We start from the raw sequence: 17,908 nt of genomic DNA on the forward strand, positions 1-17,908 counted from the left end.
CAACTGTCCGCCCCGTCTTGGTTTCAATGACCGAACGGCGCTGATGCTCGCATTCACGATCCGCCGACTTTTCGAAGCCGCCATCGTCATGCTGACGGTCGCGCTGCTGGCGTTCGTGCTTTTCCGCTTCGTCGGCGATCCGATCAACCAGATGGTCGGGCAGGACACGAGCATTGCCGAGCGCGAGGAGTTGCGCGAGCGCCTCGGCCTCAATGATCCCGTGCTCGTGCAGTTCGGCCGCTTCATCTGGAATGCTGCGCGCTACGACTTCGGCATTTCCTATCAGGTCAAGCGTCCGGTCACCTCGCTGATCGCCGAGCGCTTCCCGGCGACATTCGAGCTGGCGATCACGGCAGCGCTCTTCGCCATCCTGCTCGGCATTCCCATGGGCGTGTACACGGGCATCCACCGAGATAGCTGGCTCTCGAAGCTCTTTTTATCGGTGTCCCTCGTCGGCATCTCGCTCCCGACCTTCCTGATCGGCATCCTGCTCATCTACGTCTTCGCGGTGCAGCTCGGCGTGCTGCCCTCCTTCGGGCGTGGCGAGGTCGTCAGGATCGGCGGCTGGACGACCGGACTTCTCACGGCTTCCGGCCTCAAGGCGCTCATCCTTCCCGCGATCACGCTCGGCCTCTTCCAGATGACGCTCGTGACGCGTCTCGTGCGCTCACAGATGCTCGAGGTCCTGCGCACAGACTACATCAAGTTTGCACGCGCCCGCGGCCTCTCCGATCGCGCCGTGAACTTCGGCCACGCACTGAAGAACACGCTCATTCCCGTCATCACGATCATCGGCCTGCAGCTCGGCGCCATCATTGCCTTCGCGATCATCACCGAAACGGTCTTCCAATGGCCGGGCATGGGCCTCATGTTCATCCAGGCCGTGCAGAATGCCGACATCCCGGTCATGTCCGCCTACCTGCTGCTCGTCGCCTTCCTGTTCGTGCTGATCAACCTGATCGTCGATCTGCTCTATGTGTGGATCGATCCTCGCGTGCGCATCTATGGGCGCGAAGCATGAGCACTGAGGAACAAGGCCTGCCCGTGCTCAAGACGCCAAGCGCTGCGCGTGCCGCACCGCGGGGGCTCGTCACCCGGTTCTTCGACAGCGATCTCTGGTACAGCTTCCGCTCCTCGCGCCTCGTGGTTCTTGCCGGCATCGTCACACTCCTGATGGTCGGCGCCGCACTTCTCGCGCCCGTCATCGCGCCGCATGATCCTTATGACCTGCGCGCGCTCAACCTGATGGACTCGGATCTGCCGCCCGCGTGGGTCAAAGGCGGCGATCCACGTTTCCTGCTCGGGACGGACGACCAGGGCCGCGACATCCTCTCGACCATCCTCTACGGCACCAGGAGCTCCATCGCGATCAGCGTGCTCGCGGTACTGCTGGCCATCGGCATCGGCGTCAGCCTCGGCCTCGTCGCGGGCTACTTCGGCGGCATCGTCGACACGATCATCATGCGCATTGCCGACGTGAAGCTCACGTTCCCCGCCATTCTCGTCGCGCTACTCATCAACGGCATTGCGCAGACGCTCTTCCGCGGGCGGCTCGGCGGCGCTGAGTTCTGGATCCTCGTGTTGTCGATCGGCCTGTCCTTCTGGGTGCAGTACGCCCGCACCGTGCGCGGCATGACCCTCGTCGAGAAGAGCAAGGAGTACGTCCAGGCCGCACGCCTCATCGGCATGAGCCGCACGGCCATCATGTTCAAGCACGTGCTGCCGAATGTGCTCTCGCCCGTGCTCGTCATCGGCACGATCAATCTCGCACTCGCCATCATCACCGAAGCTACGCTCTCCTTCCTCGGTGTCGGCCTGCCGCCAACCGAGCCCTCGCTCGGCACCATGATCCAGATCGGCAACAAGTATCTCTTCTCCGGCTCCTGGTGGATGGTCGCGTTCCCCGGCATCACGCTCGCCGTGCTGGTCCTCGCCGTGAACCTGCTCGGCGACTGGCTGCGCGACGCCCTCAATCCGAAGCTGCGCTGATGACCGAGACGCCCACCCTCTCCGTCCGCAATCTCCGCATCGAGTTCCCGACGCGACGCGGCACGCTCGTCGCCGTCGATGATGTCTCGTTCGACATCGCGCCGGGCGAGGTGCTCGGCATCGTCGGTGAGTCCGGTGCCGGCAAGTCGCTCACCGGTACTGCGATTATCGGGCTGCTGGAGCCGCCCGGCCGCATTGCCGGCGGCGAGATCCGCTTGAATGGCCAGCGCATCGACAATCTCGCGCGCGAGGCCATGCGCCCGATCCGCGGCAAGCGCATTGGCATGGTCTTCCAGGACCCGCTGACGAGCCTCAATCCGCTCTACCGCATCGGCGATCAGATCATCGAGACCATCCGCACGCATCTGCCCATGAGCGAGCGTGAAGCCCGCGCACGCGCCATCGACCTGCTGACCGAGGTCGGCATCCAGGGTGCCGAGCGGCGCATCGACTCCTACCCGCACGAGTTCTCCGGTGGTATGCGCCAGCGCGTGGTGCTGGCGCTGGCCCTCTGCGCGGAACCCGACCTCATCATCGCCGATGAGCCGACGACCGCACTCGACGTCTCCATCCAGGCGCAGATCATCCAGCTCCTGAAGCGCCTCTGCCGCGAGCGCGGCACGGCCGTGATGCTCATCACGCACGACATGGGCGTCATTGCCGAGACCGCCAATCGCGTCGCGGTCATGTATGCGGGCCGCATTGCCGAGATCGGCCCCGTGCGCGAGGTCATCAAGTCGGCCCATCATCCCTACACGCGCGGCCTCATGGGCTCGATCCCCTCACTGGAAGGGACGGGCGATCGCCTCACGCAGATTCCAGGCTCCATGCCGCGGCTCACGGCCATCCCCAAGGGCTGTGCCTTCAATCCGCGCTGTCCGCACGCCTTCGACCGCTGCCGCACGGAGCGGCCCGACCTCATGCCGGTCGATCACTCGCTCGCCGCCTGCTGGCTCGTCGCGCCCCAGACCGCAGAGGCGCCGCAATGACCGGCCGCTCCTTCGTCGAGGTGAGAAACCTCTCGCGCGTCTTCGATGTCTCGAAGCCTTGGCTCAACCGCGTCATCGAGCACGAGGAGCGCAAGCTGCTCCGCGCCGTGACGGACGTCTCCTTCGACATCGGCAAGCGCGAGACGGTCGCCCTCGTCGGTGAATCCGGCTCAGGCAAATCGACCGTGGCGAAAATGGTCGTCGGCCTCCTCGAACCCACTGGCGGCAGCGTCACGATCGACGGCGTCGACATGTGGTCGCTGGCCGATGCCGAGAAGCGCCAGGCGCTCCGCCGCCGCATCCAGATGATCTTCCAGGATCCCTACGCCAGCCTCAATCCGCGATGGCGTGTCGGCAGCATCATTGCAGATCCGATCTGCGCCTTCGGCCTCGCCAAGGACCGCGCCGAGATCGAGCATCAGGTCGGCGAGCTGCTCCGCCTCGTCGGTCTCGACCCCGCCGATGCCGCGAAGTACCCGCACGAATTCTCCGGCGGCCAGCGCCAGCGCATCTGCATTGCCCGCGCGCTCTCCTCCAAGCCCGAGTTCCTCGTCGCCGACGAGCCGACGAGCGCGCTCGACGTCTCCGTGCAGGCGCAAATCCTCAATCTCATGCGCGAGCTGCAGGATCGCCTCGGGCTCACCTACCTCTTCATCAGCCACAACCTCGCCGTGGTCCGCCACATGGCGACGCGAATCGGTGTCATGTACCTCGGCCGCATTGTGGAGATATCGCCGAGCGAGGAGCTGTTCCGCACGCCCCGCCACCCCTATGCGAAGATGCTGCTCGACGCCGTGCCCGATCTGGCCATGACCGGCCGCCCCCGCAAGATGGTCGAGGGCGAGATCCCGAACCCGATCAGCCCACCGCCGGGTTGTGCCTTCAATCCCCGCTGCCCAGCCGTGCTCGAGCGCTGCCGGCGCGAAGTACCCGAGCTCAGCGCGACCGCGACGGCCTCTTCAGCACACGCGATCGCCTGCCATGCTGTTGCCGAGGGTCGAATCTGACGGCGAAACGCTTGCCGATCGGCGCTCGGTCACTATGGTTATGTCCGGACCTGCCGGACTTTACGGAGAATACTGATGACCGAGACGATTGCGTACACGGGCCGGATCGAGGACGAGCGCCTCGCAACAGGCCGCGGCCGCTATGTGGCCGACCTGCGCCTGCCGCGCCTCGCGCACGCCTTCACCGTCCGCTCGGTCTACTCCCACGCCAAGATCCGCAGCATCGACACCGCCGCCGCCAAGGCTGCGCCGGGCGTGCTCGCCGTCCTGACCGGCGCCGATCTCGCCGCCGACGGCATCGGCGATCTGCCGTGCGGTGTCGAGCTGCCGAAGTCCGATGGCCAGAAGGCCCATCAGGCCAAGCGCCCGGTTCTTGCTCGCGATCGCGTGCGCTTTGTCGGCGAATGCGTGGTGCTGATCGTCGCTGAAAGCGTCGAGCAGGCCGAGGCTGCGGGCGAGCTTGTCGAGATCGATTATGAGCCGCTCGATGCCGTTGCGGATGTCGAGCCCGCACTCGCGTCTGGTGCGCCCGCCGTGTGGGACGAGGTTCCCGACAACATCGCCTATGTCTGGAAGAAGGGCGACAACGACACCTTCGAGAAGGCCGCTGCCGGCGCCGCGCACGTCGTCCGCCTGACCTCGCACGTCTCGCGCGTGACCGCCTGCAGCATGGAGCCGCGCGGCGCCCTCGGCCTGATCGACGATGAAGGCCGCTACGTCATTCATGCCTCGACGCAAGGTCCCTTCAACATGCGACCAACGCTGGCCGGCCTCTTCAAGGTCGACCAGTCCAAGGTGCGCATTCTCGCCGGCGACGTCGGCGGTTCCTTCGGCATGAAGAGCGGCGCCTATCCCGAGGACGTGCTCGTGCTCTGGGCGGCCAAGCGCCTCGGCCGGCCCGTGCGCTGGATCTCGGAGCGGCGCGAGTCCTTCCTTTCGGACGACCACGGCCGTGATGTGCACATCGACGCCGAGCTGGCGCTCGACAAGGACGGCAAGATCCTCGGCTTGCGCGGCAAGTTCGACGTGAACATCGGCTGCTACCTCTCGGGGCGCTCGCTGTTCATGATCGGCAATCTCGGCGGCATCGCTGGCGTCTATCGCATACCGACGATCGTCGCGAGCGTGCGCGGCATCTTCACCAATCAGCAGACCTCGGCGCCGTACCGCGGCGCCGGCCGTCCCGAGGCGACGTACGCCATCGAACGCCTGATCGACCTCGCCGCGCGCAAGATGAAGATCGATCCCTATCAGCTTCGCCTTCGCAATCTCGTACCGCCGACGGCCATGCCCTACGACACGGGATTCACGTTCGTCTATGACTGCGGCGAGTTCGAAGGGAACATGACCGGCGCCGCCGAGCTTGCCGACCAAGCGGGCTTCGAGGCGCGCCGCGCGGAATCGGCGAAGCGCGGCAAGCTGCGCGGCCTCGGCATCGCCAATCCGATCGAGGTCGCCGGCGGCCCGTTCGCAAAGCCGGGCAAGGACTACTCCTCGATCCGCGTGTCGAGCGACGGCACGGTCACGCTCAACACCGGCGTCATGAGTGTCGGGCAAGGCATCGAGACAATGATGTCGTATCTGGTTGCCGAGCGTCTCGGTGTGTCCGTCGACAAAGTCCGCTATGTGCAGGGTGATACGGACCTCCTGCCGGGCGGGCGCGGCAATGGTGGCTCGAGCAGCACTGGCGTCGGCGGCGCCTGTGTCGCGATCACGCTCGACAACACGATCGCCAAGGGCCGCGAAATTGCGGCCGACATGCTGGAAGCCAAGCCCGATGACATCGAGTTTGCCGATGGGCACTTCCGCTTGGGCGGCACCAACCGCGCGGTGACGCTCTTCGAAGTCGCCGAGCACGCGGAAAAGGCGAACGACGACGGCTTTACTGCAGCAGGCGAGTTCCAGCCGCCGTCGGTCACCTACCCGAATGGCTGCCACATGTGCGAGATCGAGATCGATCCCGACACGGGCGCGCTCGAGATCGTGCGCTACACGATCGTCGAGGACATCGGCACGGTCATCAATCCGACGCTCGCGCGCGGGCAGATCCACGGCGGCGTCGCACAGGGTGTCGCGCAGGCCATCGGTGAGAAGCTCATCTATGACGCGGAGTCGGCGCAGCTCTCGACAGGCTCGTTCATGGACTACATGATCCCGCGCGCGCACGATCTGCCGAACATCAACATCCGCACGCGCGAGGTGCCGACCAAGGTGAATTCGCTCGGCGCGAAGGGCGTCGGCGAGGCCGGCACAGTCGGCTCGCTGGCCGCGACGATCAACGCCGTGTGCGATGCGCTGTCGCCGCTCGGCATCACGCACATCGAGATGCCGGCGACGCCTGCGCGCATCTGGCAGGCCATCGAGAATGCCCGCGAGGCCAAGGCGGCATAAGACCGCCAGGCCACAACGCCGCCCAGGGAGGGCCGTCCCATGTTGCTCGGATGCATCGCCGATGATCTGACGGGCGCAACCGATCTCGCGCTCATGCTCACGCGCGGCGGGATGCGCACCGTGCAGGTCATGCAGGTGCCGGACAAAGGCACGGACCTCTCGGGCTTCGATGCAGTCGTGGTGGCGCTCAAGACGCGGACATGTCCGGTCGGCGAGGCCGTCTCGCTCTCGCTCGCAGCAGCCGATGCACTGCTCGCGGGCGGCGCGCGGCAGCTCTTCTTCAAGTACTGCTCGACCTTCGACTCGACGGACGAAGGCAATATCGGTCCGGTGGCAGAGGCGCTCCTGAACCATCTCGGCGCGCGGCAGGCCATCGTGTGTCCAGCCTTCCCGACGAACAAGCGTACGGTCTACCAGGGCAATCTCTTCGTCGGCGATGTGCCGCTCGCCGAGAGCCCGATGAAGGATCACCCGCTGACGCCGATGCGCGATTCGAACCTCGTGCGTGTCCTGCAGCGGCAGACGAAACTCAAAGTCGGCCTCGTGCCCTTCGCGGTGGTCGATGCCGGCGCGGAGGCCATCAAGATCACCATGGCGGCGGCGGATCAACGGGACGAGCACTTCCTCGTGCTCGATGCGATCACCGACCGCCATCTCGTCGACATGGGCACGGCCGCAGCCGGCATGAAGCTGATCACGGGCGGCTCCGGCGTCGCGCTCGGTCTGCCGGCGAACTTCGTGCGCCAGGGCCTGATGAAAGCGGCCGCTGCGCCGGCGTCCATGCGTGCACCGACGGGCCGCGCGCTCATCCTCGCCGGGAGCTGCAGCGCCGCGACACGCGGACAGGTGCAGGCCGCGATTGCTGCGGGCCTGCCGACACTGCGCCTCGATCCCCTCGCACTCGCATCCGGCGAGATGAATTCCGCACGCATCATCGCCTGGGCGAAAGACCAGTCGGCGGAGCGACCGCCGCTCGTCTATTCGAGTGCGGATCCCGATACCGTCGCCACCGCCCAGGCCAAGCTCGGCCGCGACAAAGCAGGTGTTATCGTCGAAGAGGCGCTGGCGAATGCAGCGATCGGTCTCGCCGACGCGGGTTTCAGCCGCATGATCGTTGCTGGCGGCGAGACCTCCGGCGCGGTCGTCAACGGCCTCGGCGTTACGACGCTGGAGATCGGCCCGGAGATCGATCCTGGCGTACCCTGGACGCGCGCCATCGGTGGCCGCGACATGGTGCTCGCGCTCAAGTCCGGCAATTTCGGCGCGCCGGATTTCTTCCTCAAGGCCTGGGACAAACTGTCGTGAGCGAAAGCCGCCTGCGCGAAGAGATCGTGAGAGCCGGCGCCTCGCTCTTCAATCGCGGGCTCACGCATGGCTCGACGGGAAATATTTCCGTCGCACTTCCCGACGGCGGCTGGCTCATGACGCCGACCGGCTCGTCCCTCGGCACGCTTGATCCGGCGCGGCTCTCCAAGCTCGATGCTTCGGGCAACCTCATCGACGGCGACAAGCCGACCAAGGAAGCCTTCCTGCACACGACCATGTACGGCGCGCGGCCGGGGAGCGGCGCGGTCGTGCATCTTCATTCGACGCACTCCGTCGCCGTGAGCTGCCTCGATGGTATCGATCACAGCAACTGCCTGCCGCCGATCACGGCCTACTACGCCATGCGCATCGGCCGCTTGCCGCTCGTGCCCTATTATCCGCCGGGCGACGAGACGCTCGCAAACGCCGTCGGCGCACTCGCCGGTAAGCACCATGCCGTGCTGCTCGCCAACCACGGCCCCGTGGTCGCCGGCACGAGCCTCTCGGCTGCGCAGGACGCCATCGAGGAGCTCGAGGAAACCGCCAAGCTCTTTCTCATGCTGCGCGGCGAGCGCCTGCGCCTTCTGACTGACGAGCAGGTTGCCGAGCTCGAACGCCGCTTCCGCTGAATTGAACCAACAATCAGACCCGAGGAAACGCCATGGCCAACACAATTGATCTCAAGGGCAGGATTGCCGTCGTCACCGGCGGCGCACAGGGCATCGGCCGCGCCATCGCCGAGCGCTTCATCGCCTCGGGCGCAAAGTTGGCGATCTGGGATATGGATAAGCCTCTTGCCGACAAGACGGCCGCCGCCCTCGGTCAGGCATCCAAGGCTTATGCGGTCGATGTGACCAATCCGGAATCGATCGAAGCCGCCGTGAAGGCGACGCTCGCCGACTTCCAACGCATCGACATCCTCGTCAACAACGCCGGCATCGCAGGCGGCAATGCGCCGACGTGGGAGCTGCCCATCGCCGACTGGCAGCGCGTCATCCGCATCAACCTCGACGGCCCCTTCTACTGCTGCCGCGCCGTCGTGCCGACCATGATCGCGCAGAAGTACGGCCGCATCGTCAACATCGCCTCCATTGCCGGCAAGGAGGGTAACCCGAATGCCGTGCACTATTCGGCGTCGAAGGCCGGCGTGATCGGGCTCACGAAGAGCCTCGCCAAGGAACTCGCGCAGTACGACATCTCGGTGAACGCCATCACACCCGCCGCGGCCAAGACGGCCATCTTCGATCAGATGACGCAGCAGCAGATCGACTACATGCTCTCGAAGATCCCGCGCGGACGCTTCGTGAATGTCGAGGAGATCGCTGCGCTCGCGGCGTTCGCGGCTTCGGAGGACTGCTCCTTCACCACCGGCAGCATCCTCGACATCTCGGGCGGCCGCGCGACGTATTGAGCTAGCGCTTGCCCCGCGGCTTTGGACGGCGGCGGGGCAATCCACCTGCATCATTGGCAGGAATGGCGCGCGTGCTGGCCTTCAGAGCTTCACGCAGCGTCACCGGGCGGCCGTGTTTCCTGAGAAGATCGCGGAAAGCCTCGTCCGCCAGCTCCTGGATGCTTGCCAGACGATCGCGCGAAAGGCCTTCGAGCGCGCGCCACGTCTCGCCATCGAACTCGATGAGCTTGCGGACGGAGCCGTTGGTCTTCGTTGCCATGCGACCTCCGCGAAGATGCGCGGCTATTCGCTCGCTGTATCGATCACCCGGCCCAGATACGTCAGGCAGCGCTCGAGCTCGCCGATGGCGACGAACTCGTTGGCCTGATGGGCCTGGTCGATGCTACCGGGCCCGCAGACGACCGACGAGCAACCGGCTGCCTGGAAATGGCTCGCCTCGGTGCCGTAGGGAACGGCGAATGTCTCGTTCTGCCCGACGAGCTTGAGCACCAGCGAGGTCGCCGCGGAATTCTCGCCCGACGAGAACGCCGGCAGCACGCCCGTCGGCGTCATCACGATCGCGCAATCGTCACTCACGGCCCGCATGGGCGGCAGAACATGCTCCTGCGCGTACGCGTCGAACTCGCGCACGAGCGCCGGCACATCGAGACCCGGCAGCGCGCGGATGCCCCAATTCATCTCGCAGTGCGGCGGGATGATGTTGTGCGCGACGCCGCCCGAAATCGAGCCAACCGAGATCGACGAATAAGGCGGATCGAAGCGCGGGTTGATCTGGCGCGCCTTCAGCCGCTCCTCGATGCGGCGCAGCTCCATGGCGAGATCGGCCGCCGCGAAGATCGCCGAGGCTCCGAGCTGCGGCTTCGAGGAATGGGCTGCCTGACCGGTGATCTCCGTGCGGAAGCGATAGCCGCCCTTGTGCGCATCGACGACGGTCATGAGCGTCGGCTCGCCAACGAGCACGATACCCGGCGTCGGCAGCCTCTTGCCGAACTCGGCGATCATGGGCTTCACGCCCGTGCAGCCCACTTCCTCGTCATAGGAGAACACGATATGGAGCGGCCGCTTCAGCGCGCGCTTCTTCATTTCCGGCACCAGCGCCAGAACGCACGCGAGATAGCCCTTCATGTCGCACGTGCCGCGGCCGTACAGGCGCCCATCCCGCTCGACCATCTCGAAGGGATCGGTGTCCCAGGGCTGACCGGCAACGGGCACCACGTCCATGTGGCCAGAGAAGGCAATGCCGCCGTCCCCGCGCGGTCCGATCGTCGCAAAGAGATTGGCGTGAATGCCGTCGTCCGAGGGGAGCAGCGTGGTCTCGACGCCGTGACCTGCGAGGTAGTCGCGAATGAACTCGGCGCAGGGCAGGTTGGTCTTCGCGCTGATGGTGTCGAACGACACCAGCTTCGCGAGCAAAGCCTTGGCGTCGGAAAGAAGGGACGACATTCAAACTCCTTGGATCATCACACTAGCTCAATTCAGGCTGCGCCGCGCGAACGGGCTGTCGAGCGAGAATGCGGGGATGGCGATATCGATCATCGTGCCGTTGGTCTTGGTCATCTGGTAGGAGCCGACCATGATCCCCGACGAGGTCCGAAGCGGACAGCCCGAGGTGTACTCGAAGGACTCGCCGGGGCCGAGCACGGGCGTTTGCCCGACCACGCCCGGCCCGCGCACTTCCTCGACGTGGCCGTTGGCGTCGGTTATGCGCCAGTAGCGCGAGCGGAGCTGCACCGTCTCGCTGCCTTCATTGACGATCTCGACCGTGTAGGCCCAGAAGAACCGCCCTTCTTCGGGAGCGGACTGCGCTTCGAGGTACTCCGGCCGGACACGCACGCGGATCGAGCGCGTGACCTGTTCGTACATGGGATGAGCTCGGTGGATTGGCACGAGCGGCTGCGCGGAGCAGCCGTCACAATCTTACGAGGTCGTGCCCCTGCTTGTCTCGGGCAAATCGTGCATGGAAGGCCGGCAACGCGCCTGCTCGGTCGCTATTGGGCGGCCTTGGTCCCGTAGCGCTTCTCGATGTAGTCCTCGACGATCGTCTTGAACTCGCTGGCAATATTCGGCCCGCGGAGCGTCATGGCCTTGCGCCCGTCGATGAAGACGGGGGCCGCCGGCTGCTCGCCCGTGCCGGGCAGCGAAATGCCGATGTCGGCGTGCTTCGACTCGCCGGGGCCGTTCACGATGCAGCCCATGACGGCAAGGTTCAGCCCCTCGACGCCGGGATAGCGCGCGCGCCACTCGGGCATGCGCTCACGGATCATGGTCTGCACGTCGCGGGCGAGCTCCTGGAAGACCGTCGACGTCGTGCGCCCGCAGCCGGGGCAGGCCGCCACGATCGGCATGAAAGTGCGCAGGCCCATGGTCTGCAGGAGCTCCTGCGCCGCCTGGACCTCGAGCGTACGGTCGCCGCCGGGCTCGGGCGTCAGCGAATAGCGGATCGTGTCACCGATGCCTGCCTGCAGAACGATGCCCATAGCGGCTGACGACGCGACGATGCCCTTCGAGCCCATGCCCGCCTCGGTGAGTCCGAGGTGCAGCGCGTAGCGGCAGCGCTCCGCCAGCATCGAGTAGACCGCGATGAGATCCTGCACGGCCGAAACCTTGGCCGAGATGATGATGCGGTCACCGCCGAGGCCCAGCTCCTCCGCGCGCTCCGCCGAGAGCACCGCCGATTGTACGATCGCCTCGTGCATGACCGAGCGTGCGGGCTTGGGCGTGGCGCTCTTGGCATTCTGATCCATGAGGTGCGTGAGCAGCTCCTGGTCGAGCGAGCCCCAGTTCACGCCGATCCGCACGGGCTTGTTGTGCTTGAGCGCAAGATCGATGATCGCCGAGAATTGGCGATCCTTCTTGTCCTTGAAGCCGACATTGCCGGGATTGATGCGGTACTTGTCGAGGGCCTCCGCGCACGCCGGGTTCTCGGCGAGCAGGGTGTGGCCGTTGTAGTGGAAGTCGCCGACGATCGGCACGCTGACGCGCATCTTCGCGAGCTTCTCGCGGATCAGCGGTACGGCCTTCGCGGATTCATCGCGATCGACGGTGATGCGGACGATCTCGGAGCCGGCTCGTGCGAGTGCTGCGACCTGCCGTGCCGTGCCTTCGGCATCGGCCGTGTCGGTATTGGTCATCGACTGAACGACGATCGGGGCGCCACCGCCGACGATCACACCACCGACGTTCACGGCATGGGTCTGGCGACGCTCAGCGGGACTTGTCAGCATGTCTCAGCCTGTTCGCTGTTGGGAAGCGCGGCTCGCGCGCCCCTGCTTGCCACACCTTCCTGTCATAGCCAACTGGATAGCCTCACTCGGAAATCGCCGGCACTCGCTGGCTATCCATACACCGGCGGGCGGGACGCCAAAGACACGACACACTCCTTGGGCTATCTTACGGCATTCTTAGCGCACTCCGGAGTTGGAGACATTCCATGGACGAATCGATTATCGCCGGCCGGCTTTACGAAACCGCCGATTTCGCAGCGAGGATCAGAGGCTATAAATTCAACTCCGGCGCAGAAAGCGAAATGCGCGAGAGGGCAATGATTGCAGCCCACAATATTGCGATTCATCCCGTCAGCAAGACGAACTTGCCCGGCCTTGTGAAAATTGGCGAGCTGACTTTCGAATATTTCGTCGAGGAGATGATGAAATCATCCGAGATCGAGAGGAGCCTCGATCCGGAATTCCCGAGCATTATCGGGACGCATACTATTCGGGACTCGATCCTCCGGTTTTGCCCTATGTGGCCCATCTGCTAGGGAGCTGAGAAAATGGCAGATAAACCGCAGCTCGAAGGATTGAAATCGGCCGCTGACGTAGCAAAGCAGATCATCGCACTCTCGACTGGAGTTATAGCGATCACGGTCACATTTCTTGAGAAGATCGTTCAACCCGGCTCAGCCACGACCGCACGCGAAGTGCCGCGATTATTGAAGTTCGCTTGGGGAGGCTATGGCCTATCCATCTTGTTTGCTTGCATCACCCTTATGGCCATAACCGGTACATTCACGGCGTTCGATCGCAAGGCCAATGGCCTGCCGTTGAACGAGCAACAAGAGCGAGCTGTTACGGGTTACGAAGGCCACATCAGAATGCCGGCTGGCGCGATGGTCTTTGCCTTCCTTGGCTCATTGCTCCTGACGATCCTTGTTGGCGTAACCTGGCTGTAGTTCGCAGGTCAGGTCTTGCTGGCAGTCTCACCGCCGCTGCAAGGAGAACGCCGCGGCCAGCGAGGCAAGGCAGAAGGCCGACAGGATCACAACGACCGCGGGTCCCGCAGGCACGTCCCAGGCGACTGAGAGCGCGAGACCACCGGCCGTCCCGACGACACCGAGGCCAGCGGCCCCCATCACCATGGCCTCGGGCGTCGCCGAGAAGGGCCGCGCGGCGGCAGCCGGCATGATCAGGAAGGCAACGATCAGCAGGACGCCGACGACCTTCATCGCCACGGCAATGATGAACGCGAGCAGCATGATCAGCGCCGCCTCGGCGCGCGCCGTATTGTGTCCCTCGGCAGCGGCCAGCTCCTTGTGCACGGCAACAGCCACCAGCGTCTTCCAGAAGAGCGCGATCGCTGCCAGCACGACCGCGCCACCAACGTACACCCAGAGCAGATCGCCTTCGGTAACGGCCAGAATGTCCCCGAAGAGGTAGCCCATGAGGTCGAGGCGCTGGCCGGAGAGGCGCGCCGCCGCGATGAGCCCGAGCGCCAGCGCCGCGTGCGAAAGTATGCCGAGCAGGCTGTCCACCGGCAGCAGTGGTTGGCGCTCGAGCACTACCAGCATGGCGCCGATCGCCAGCGAGACCACGATGACGCCGAGCGTCAGGTCGATGTCGAAGGCGATGCCGAATGCGACCCCGAGCAGGCCAGCGTGCGCCACCGTCGAGCCGAAATAGGACATGCGCCGCCACACCACGAGGCAGCCGAGCGGGGCTGCCACAATGGCGATGCCGAGGCCGGCAATGAGCGCGCGAAGCAGGAAAGGCTCCATCATGGCGGAGACTTTTGGGCTGTGCCGGCCCCCCTGTAAAGGGTGAACGCAATAATGTTGCATCCGTGTCCCGCGTCACGCGCAGAGCGCGCCCGTGCTGCAATGGCTCACGTCCGCCTTGCGCCGCTGGCATGGCAGGCAGTATTGCGTTCCCTCCTGATCCGTTTCGCTCCGGAGCCGCTCCATGGCCAAAGCTGATGCCGCCGTGTCCCCGTTCGCCCCCAAGGCGCTCCCCGAGGTTCCCGTCATCGACGGCGTGCGCTTTGCGGCGTGCGAAGCCGGCATCAAGTATCGCAACCGAAAAGACCTGATGATCGCGGTCATGGACGAGGGCACGGTTGCCGCGGGCGTGCTCACCCAGTCCAAGACCTGCTCGGCCCCGGTACTCTGGTGCCGCGAGAGCCTGAAGTCAGGCCGCGCGCGTGCGCTCGTGGTGAATTCCGGCAATTCCAATGCCTTCACGGGCAAGAAGGGGCGCGAGGCCGTCGAGATGACGGCTGACTACGCCATGAAGGCCGTCGGCTGCGCGCAGAGCGATGTCTATCTCGCCTCGACGGGCGTGATCGGCGAGCCGCTGGAGGCGGGCAAGTTCGCGCACCTGCTCGATGGGCTCGCGAGGTCAGCGAAGCCCGATGCCTGGGCCGACACGGCGCGCGCCATCATGACCACGGATACGTTCCCGAAGCTCGTGACGCGCACCGCGACCATCGGCGGCGTCCAGGTCTCGATCAACGGCTTCTGCAAGGGCGCGGGCATGATCGCGCCCGATATGGCGACCATGCTGTGCTTCATCTTCACGGATGCGGCCATTGCGGCGCCGGCCCTGCAGAGCCTCCTCGCCGCCGGTGCGCAGAAGAGCTTCAACTGCATGACCGTCGATGGCGATACCTCGACCAGCGATACCATGCTCATGTTCGCAACGGGCAAGGCAGCGGCTCGCGGTCAGAAGGCAATTACCAGCGCCGATGATCCCGCACTGGCCGACTTCACGGCCAAGGCGCACGATCTCATGCGCGAGCTGGCCATCATGGTGGCCAAGGACGGTGAGGGCCTGTCGAAGTTCGTGACCATCGAAGTGCAGGGCGCCGAGAGCGACCGCGCGGCGCGCACGATCGGCCTCGCGATCGCCAACTCGCCGCTCGTCAAAACCGCGATCGCCGGCGAGGACCCGAACTGGGGCCGCGTCGTCATGGCTGTCGGCAAAGCCGGTGAGGCGGCAGACCGCGACCGGCTCGCCATCTGGTTCGGCCCGCATCAGGTGGCGAAGGACGGCGAGCGCTCTCCGACGTATGTCGAGGAGACCGTCGCTGCCTACATGAAGAACCCCGAGATCACCATCAAGGTCGACCTCGGCATCGGCGCCGGCAAGTCCACGATCTGGACGTGCGATCTGACGCACGGCTACATCTCGGTCAACGCAGACTACCGGAGCTGAGCCACTTGCGGGTTCACCCTGTGCGACATCACCGAATGACGGCCGCGGGCATGGCATGACGGCAAGAGGCGATAGCACCTCTTCCCAGCAGCCCGCGGCAGATAACTAACGCGCCGTCCAGCCGCCATCGATCGAGTAGTTGGAGCCGGTGATCGAGGCCGCCGCATCGCTCGCGAGGAACGCCGCAAGCGCGCCAATTTCCTCGATCTCCACGAAGCGCCCTGTCGGCTGCGGTTCCAGCAGCTCCTTCTGCGCCTGGGCCTCAGGAACGCCCCTGCTCTTGGCGAGGTCGGGAACCTGCTTCTCAACGAGCGGCGTCTTCACGAAGCCCGGCGAGATCGCGTTCACCGTGATGCCCGCCGTCGCCAGCTCGAGCGCGACCGTCTTCGTGAACCCAGCGAGGCCGTGCTTCGCCGAGACATAGGCCGACTTGAACGGTGACGCGACGAGCGAATGCGCCGAGCAGAGATTGATGATGCGGCCCCACTTGCGCTTTTTCATGCCGGGCACAGCGGCGCGCGTCGTATGAAACGCCGAGGTGAGGTTGATCGCGATGATCGCGTCCCACTTCTCGATCGGAAACTCCTCGACGGGCGACACGTGCTGGATGCCGGCGTTATTGACGAGAATGTCGACCGAGCCGAGCTCGCGCTCGCATCGCTCCACCATCTCGGCAATCTGATTGTGACGCAGCATATTGGCGGGGTCGTAGACCACGCGCGTACCTGCGGCTGATACTTCCTTGGTCGCAGCCGCGATCTCGGCCTCGCTGCCGAGTCCATTGATCATGACGTTCGCGCCGGCCTTCGCCAGCGCCGTCGCGATCCCGAGGCCAATCCCGGACGTTGAGCCCGTCACAATCGCATTCCGACCCTTTAAGCTCATGATCTCGTGCTCCGTCCCTGTCGCTGTCCGAGTTCGCCGCACGTACTAGTAGTACCCCAGCCAATAGCAATAGCGCCATCAGGCCATCGGCCAAGCCGCCGCATGGGTGCCGAGCGCGACCGAGGGACGATCCCACTGCGGTGGGGTCTCCGACAACCGACCGGCATGGCTCATCACCGACATCGTGCCGAACGTGCTCGGCAGATCCACGAGCAGATCCTGCACGGCACCCCGGTCGATCTTGGCCGCCTTCTGTCCATCCGGCACCCGGCCCAAGCCAGTCAGCCAATGCCCGACCTGCGCGAGGGACACGCGCACGAGCCATGAGCCGCCGATCTCCGCGCGCCGCTTGAGTGCCATCATGGCGCCGGCGGCCATGAGGTAGCCCGCGCCATGGTCCAGCGCCTGGCACGGAAGCTCGACCGGCTTGTCGACGCCCGCGACTTCGGCTTCCGCGCGATTGATCCCCGTCGCTGTCTGCACGAGCGAATCGAAGCCGCGCCGCCGCGCCCAGGGTCCGACATGGCTCCAGGCACAAAGCGAGACATAGACAATCCCGGGACGCACCTCGGCGACCTGTTCCGGCGAGAACCCGCGTTCGGCAATGCCGCCCGGCCGATAGCCCTGCACGAAGATATCCGCGGACTTGAGCAGGCCGGCGAGCGTCGCCTTGCCTTCCGCTCCGCGCAGGTCGATGTGCGCGGAGAGCTTGCCGCGCCCCGTTTCCACATCGAGACCGGGAATGTCAGGAAGATGCGGCCCCGTCACGCGCAGCACATCCGCACCGTGCGCGGCAAGCGTGCGCCCACACACCGGCCCGGCCAGCACCCGCGTCAGATCGAGCACGCGCACACCCGAAAGCGGCCGCGCACCCGGCGGCAAGGCCTGCACCGGTGCATCCGCGATCTTTACGATCTCCATGAGCGGAAGTGCAGCGACCGCCGCTCCCTGCAGATGAGCGGCCCACTCGGCGGGACTGCGCATCATGGTGCCGACGAGACCGCGCCGCGCGACCTCGTCCTCGTAGTCCTGCGCGGTCCAGCGCTTCAATGCCGCGGCCACTTGCTCGCGATCATAGGGAACGCCCAGCATGTCGAGAATGCCGTCGCGATGATGCGGGAAATTCGTGTGCAGACGCACCCAGCGGCCATCGCCGGTCTGATACGTGCCCGCGATCTTGTCCCAGGCCCAGGCGGGCGGCTTGCCGTCGATCGTATAGAGGCGCTCGCTGACAAACTCCGCAGCCGCGTGGCGCATGTCGACTGCCACTTTCTGGGCGCGCCCATTGCGCACGCGATCGACCTCGCTCGCCGCCAACGCCGAGGCGGCAATCGTGGCCTGGGCGATCGTGCCTGTTTTGAAGGAAGAGGGCTGCGCCGGCTCTGCGCCGGTCAGGCTCACGCGCGCGAGGGCCGCGCTGTCGCCGCCGATCGTCCGCCAGATATCGGCCAGGGCATTGCTCGGGGTCACCATGGGCGTTTGCTCCATCAAGCACCGTGGACC

General features: G+C 65.5%; 18 protein-coding genes. 11 read left to right on the forward strand and 7 right to left on the reverse strand.

Annotated features, from left to right (window positions below):
* Nucleotides 1-43 precede the first annotated feature (43 nt).
* From CS1BSM3_RS11500 to CS1BSM3_RS11535, 8 genes are all read left to right on the forward strand, one after another.
* On the forward strand, nucleotides 44-1,021 hold the full coding sequence (locus CS1BSM3_RS11500; RefSeq protein ID WP_072387234.1) for an ABC transporter permease: 978 nt from the start codon (nucleotides 44-46) through the stop codon (nucleotides 1,019-1,021).
* Nucleotides 1,018-1,989: an ABC transporter permease gene (locus tag CS1BSM3_RS11505; RefSeq protein ID WP_072387235.1), complete on the forward strand. Its 972-nt coding sequence runs from the start codon at nucleotides 1,018-1,020 to the stop codon at nucleotides 1,987-1,989. The genes CS1BSM3_RS11500 and CS1BSM3_RS11505 overlap by 4 nt, the downstream gene beginning before the upstream one ends.
* Nucleotides 1,989-2,978, forward strand: a complete 990-nt coding sequence (locus CS1BSM3_RS11510) for an ABC transporter ATP-binding protein (protein WP_072387236.1) — start codon at nucleotides 1,989-1,991, stop codon at nucleotides 2,976-2,978. Before CS1BSM3_RS11505 ends, CS1BSM3_RS11510 begins: the two co-directional genes overlap by 1 nt.
* Nucleotides 2,975-3,985 carry an ABC transporter ATP-binding protein gene (locus CS1BSM3_RS11515; protein WP_072387237.1) on the forward strand — a complete coding sequence of 337 codons (1,011 nt, stop codon included), beginning with the start codon at nucleotides 2,975-2,977 and terminating at the stop codon, nucleotides 3,983-3,985. The genes CS1BSM3_RS11510 and CS1BSM3_RS11515 overlap by 4 nt, the downstream gene beginning before the upstream one ends.
* Nucleotides 3,986-4,060: 75 nt before the next feature.
* Nucleotides 4,061-6,376, forward strand: coding sequence for a xanthine dehydrogenase family protein molybdopterin-binding subunit (locus tag CS1BSM3_RS11520; protein WP_072387238.1), 2,316 nt, complete (start codon nucleotides 4,061-4,063; stop codon nucleotides 6,374-6,376).
* A gap of 39 nt (nucleotides 6,377-6,415) precedes the next feature.
* Complete coding sequence (otnK, locus tag CS1BSM3_RS28425) at nucleotides 6,416-7,681, forward strand: 3-oxo-tetronate kinase (RefSeq protein ID WP_072387239.1); 1,266 nt, start codon at nucleotides 6,416-6,418, stop codon at nucleotides 7,679-7,681.
* Entirely contained in the window at nucleotides 7,678-8,310 is a 633-nt protein-coding gene (otnC, locus tag CS1BSM3_RS28430; protein WP_072387240.1) for a 3-oxo-tetronate 4-phosphate decarboxylase, read from the forward strand. The genes otnK and otnC overlap by 4 nt, the downstream gene beginning before the upstream one ends.
* 32 nt (nucleotides 8,311-8,342) lie before the next feature.
* Nucleotides 8,343-9,092 (forward strand): SDR family NAD(P)-dependent oxidoreductase, encoded by a 750-nt coding sequence (locus CS1BSM3_RS11535; RefSeq protein WP_072387241.1) that lies wholly within the window; start codon nucleotides 8,343-8,345, stop codon nucleotides 9,090-9,092.
* Nucleotide 9,093: 1 nt separating this feature from the next.
* Here CS1BSM3_RS11535 and CS1BSM3_RS11540 read toward each other — a convergent pair whose 3' ends face one another.
* The 4 genes from CS1BSM3_RS11540 to ispG form a co-directional block, all read right to left on the reverse strand.
* The gene (locus tag CS1BSM3_RS11540; protein WP_072387242.1) at nucleotides 9,094-9,351 is read right to left on the reverse strand and encodes a hypothetical protein; all 258 of its coding nucleotides are present in this window, start codon (nucleotides 9,349-9,351) and stop codon (nucleotides 9,094-9,096) included.
* A gap of 23 nt (nucleotides 9,352-9,374) precedes the next feature.
* The gene (argE, locus tag CS1BSM3_RS11545; RefSeq protein ID WP_072387243.1) at nucleotides 9,375-10,535 is read right to left on the reverse strand and encodes an acetylornithine deacetylase; all 1,161 of its coding nucleotides are present in this window, start codon (nucleotides 10,533-10,535) and stop codon (nucleotides 9,375-9,377) included.
* Nucleotides 10,536-10,562: 27 nt separating this feature from the next.
* Entirely contained in the window at nucleotides 10,563-10,955 is a 393-nt protein-coding gene (gene apaG, locus CS1BSM3_RS11550) for a Co2+/Mg2+ efflux protein ApaG (RefSeq protein ID WP_072387244.1), read from the reverse strand.
* Nucleotides 10,956-11,080: 125 nt separating this feature from the next.
* On the reverse strand, nucleotides 11,081-12,316 hold the full coding sequence (ispG, locus tag CS1BSM3_RS11555; protein WP_072387245.1) for a flavodoxin-dependent (E)-4-hydroxy-3-methylbut-2-enyl-diphosphate synthase: 1,236 nt from the start codon (nucleotides 12,314-12,316) through the stop codon (nucleotides 11,081-11,083).
* 206 nt (nucleotides 12,317-12,522) lie between these two features.
* On the opposite strand from ispG, the gene CS1BSM3_RS11560 reads away from it, so the two are divergent.
* Both CS1BSM3_RS11560 and CS1BSM3_RS11565 read left to right on the forward strand, forming a co-directional pair.
* The gene (locus tag CS1BSM3_RS11560) at nucleotides 12,523-12,852 is read left to right on the forward strand and encodes a hypothetical protein (RefSeq protein ID WP_072387246.1); all 330 of its coding nucleotides are present in this window, start codon (nucleotides 12,523-12,525) and stop codon (nucleotides 12,850-12,852) included.
* Nucleotides 12,853-12,864: 12 nt separating this feature from the next.
* Nucleotides 12,865-13,263: a hypothetical protein gene (locus CS1BSM3_RS11565; RefSeq protein WP_072387247.1), complete on the forward strand. Its 399-nt coding sequence runs from the start codon at nucleotides 12,865-12,867 to the stop codon at nucleotides 13,261-13,263.
* A 27-nt stretch (nucleotides 13,264-13,290) separates the two neighbouring features.
* Here the strand turns inward: CS1BSM3_RS11565 and CS1BSM3_RS11570 are convergent, their stop codons facing one another.
* Complete coding sequence (locus tag CS1BSM3_RS11570) at nucleotides 13,291-14,088, reverse strand: metal ABC transporter permease (RefSeq protein WP_083528524.1); 798 nt, start codon at nucleotides 14,086-14,088, stop codon at nucleotides 13,291-13,293.
* Between the two features lie 181 nt (nucleotides 14,089-14,269).
* On the opposite strand from CS1BSM3_RS11570, the gene argJ reads away from it, so the two are divergent.
* The gene (gene argJ, locus CS1BSM3_RS11575; RefSeq protein ID WP_072387249.1) at nucleotides 14,270-15,520 is read left to right on the forward strand and encodes a bifunctional glutamate N-acetyltransferase/amino-acid acetyltransferase ArgJ; all 1,251 of its coding nucleotides are present in this window, start codon (nucleotides 14,270-14,272) and stop codon (nucleotides 15,518-15,520) included.
* A gap of 105 nt (nucleotides 15,521-15,625) precedes the next feature.
* On the opposite strand, the gene CS1BSM3_RS11580 is transcribed toward argJ, so the two are convergent.
* Together CS1BSM3_RS11580 and CS1BSM3_RS11585 are read right to left on the reverse strand one after the other, a co-directional pair.
* Nucleotides 15,626-16,405, reverse strand: a complete 780-nt coding sequence (locus CS1BSM3_RS11580) for a 3-hydroxybutyrate dehydrogenase (RefSeq protein ID WP_072387250.1) — start codon at nucleotides 16,403-16,405, stop codon at nucleotides 15,626-15,628.
* A 78-nt stretch (nucleotides 16,406-16,483) separates the two neighbouring features.
* Nucleotides 16,484-17,878 carry a CoA transferase gene (locus CS1BSM3_RS11585; RefSeq protein WP_083528525.1) on the reverse strand — a complete coding sequence of 465 codons (1,395 nt, stop codon included), beginning with the start codon at nucleotides 17,876-17,878 and terminating at the stop codon, nucleotides 16,484-16,486.
* Nucleotides 17,879-17,908: the final 30 nt, after the last annotated feature.

It is taken from the genome of Hyphomicrobium sp. CS1BSMeth3, from assembly GCF_900117415.1.
Lineage (GTDB): Bacteria > Pseudomonadota > Alphaproteobacteria > Rhizobiales > Hyphomicrobiaceae.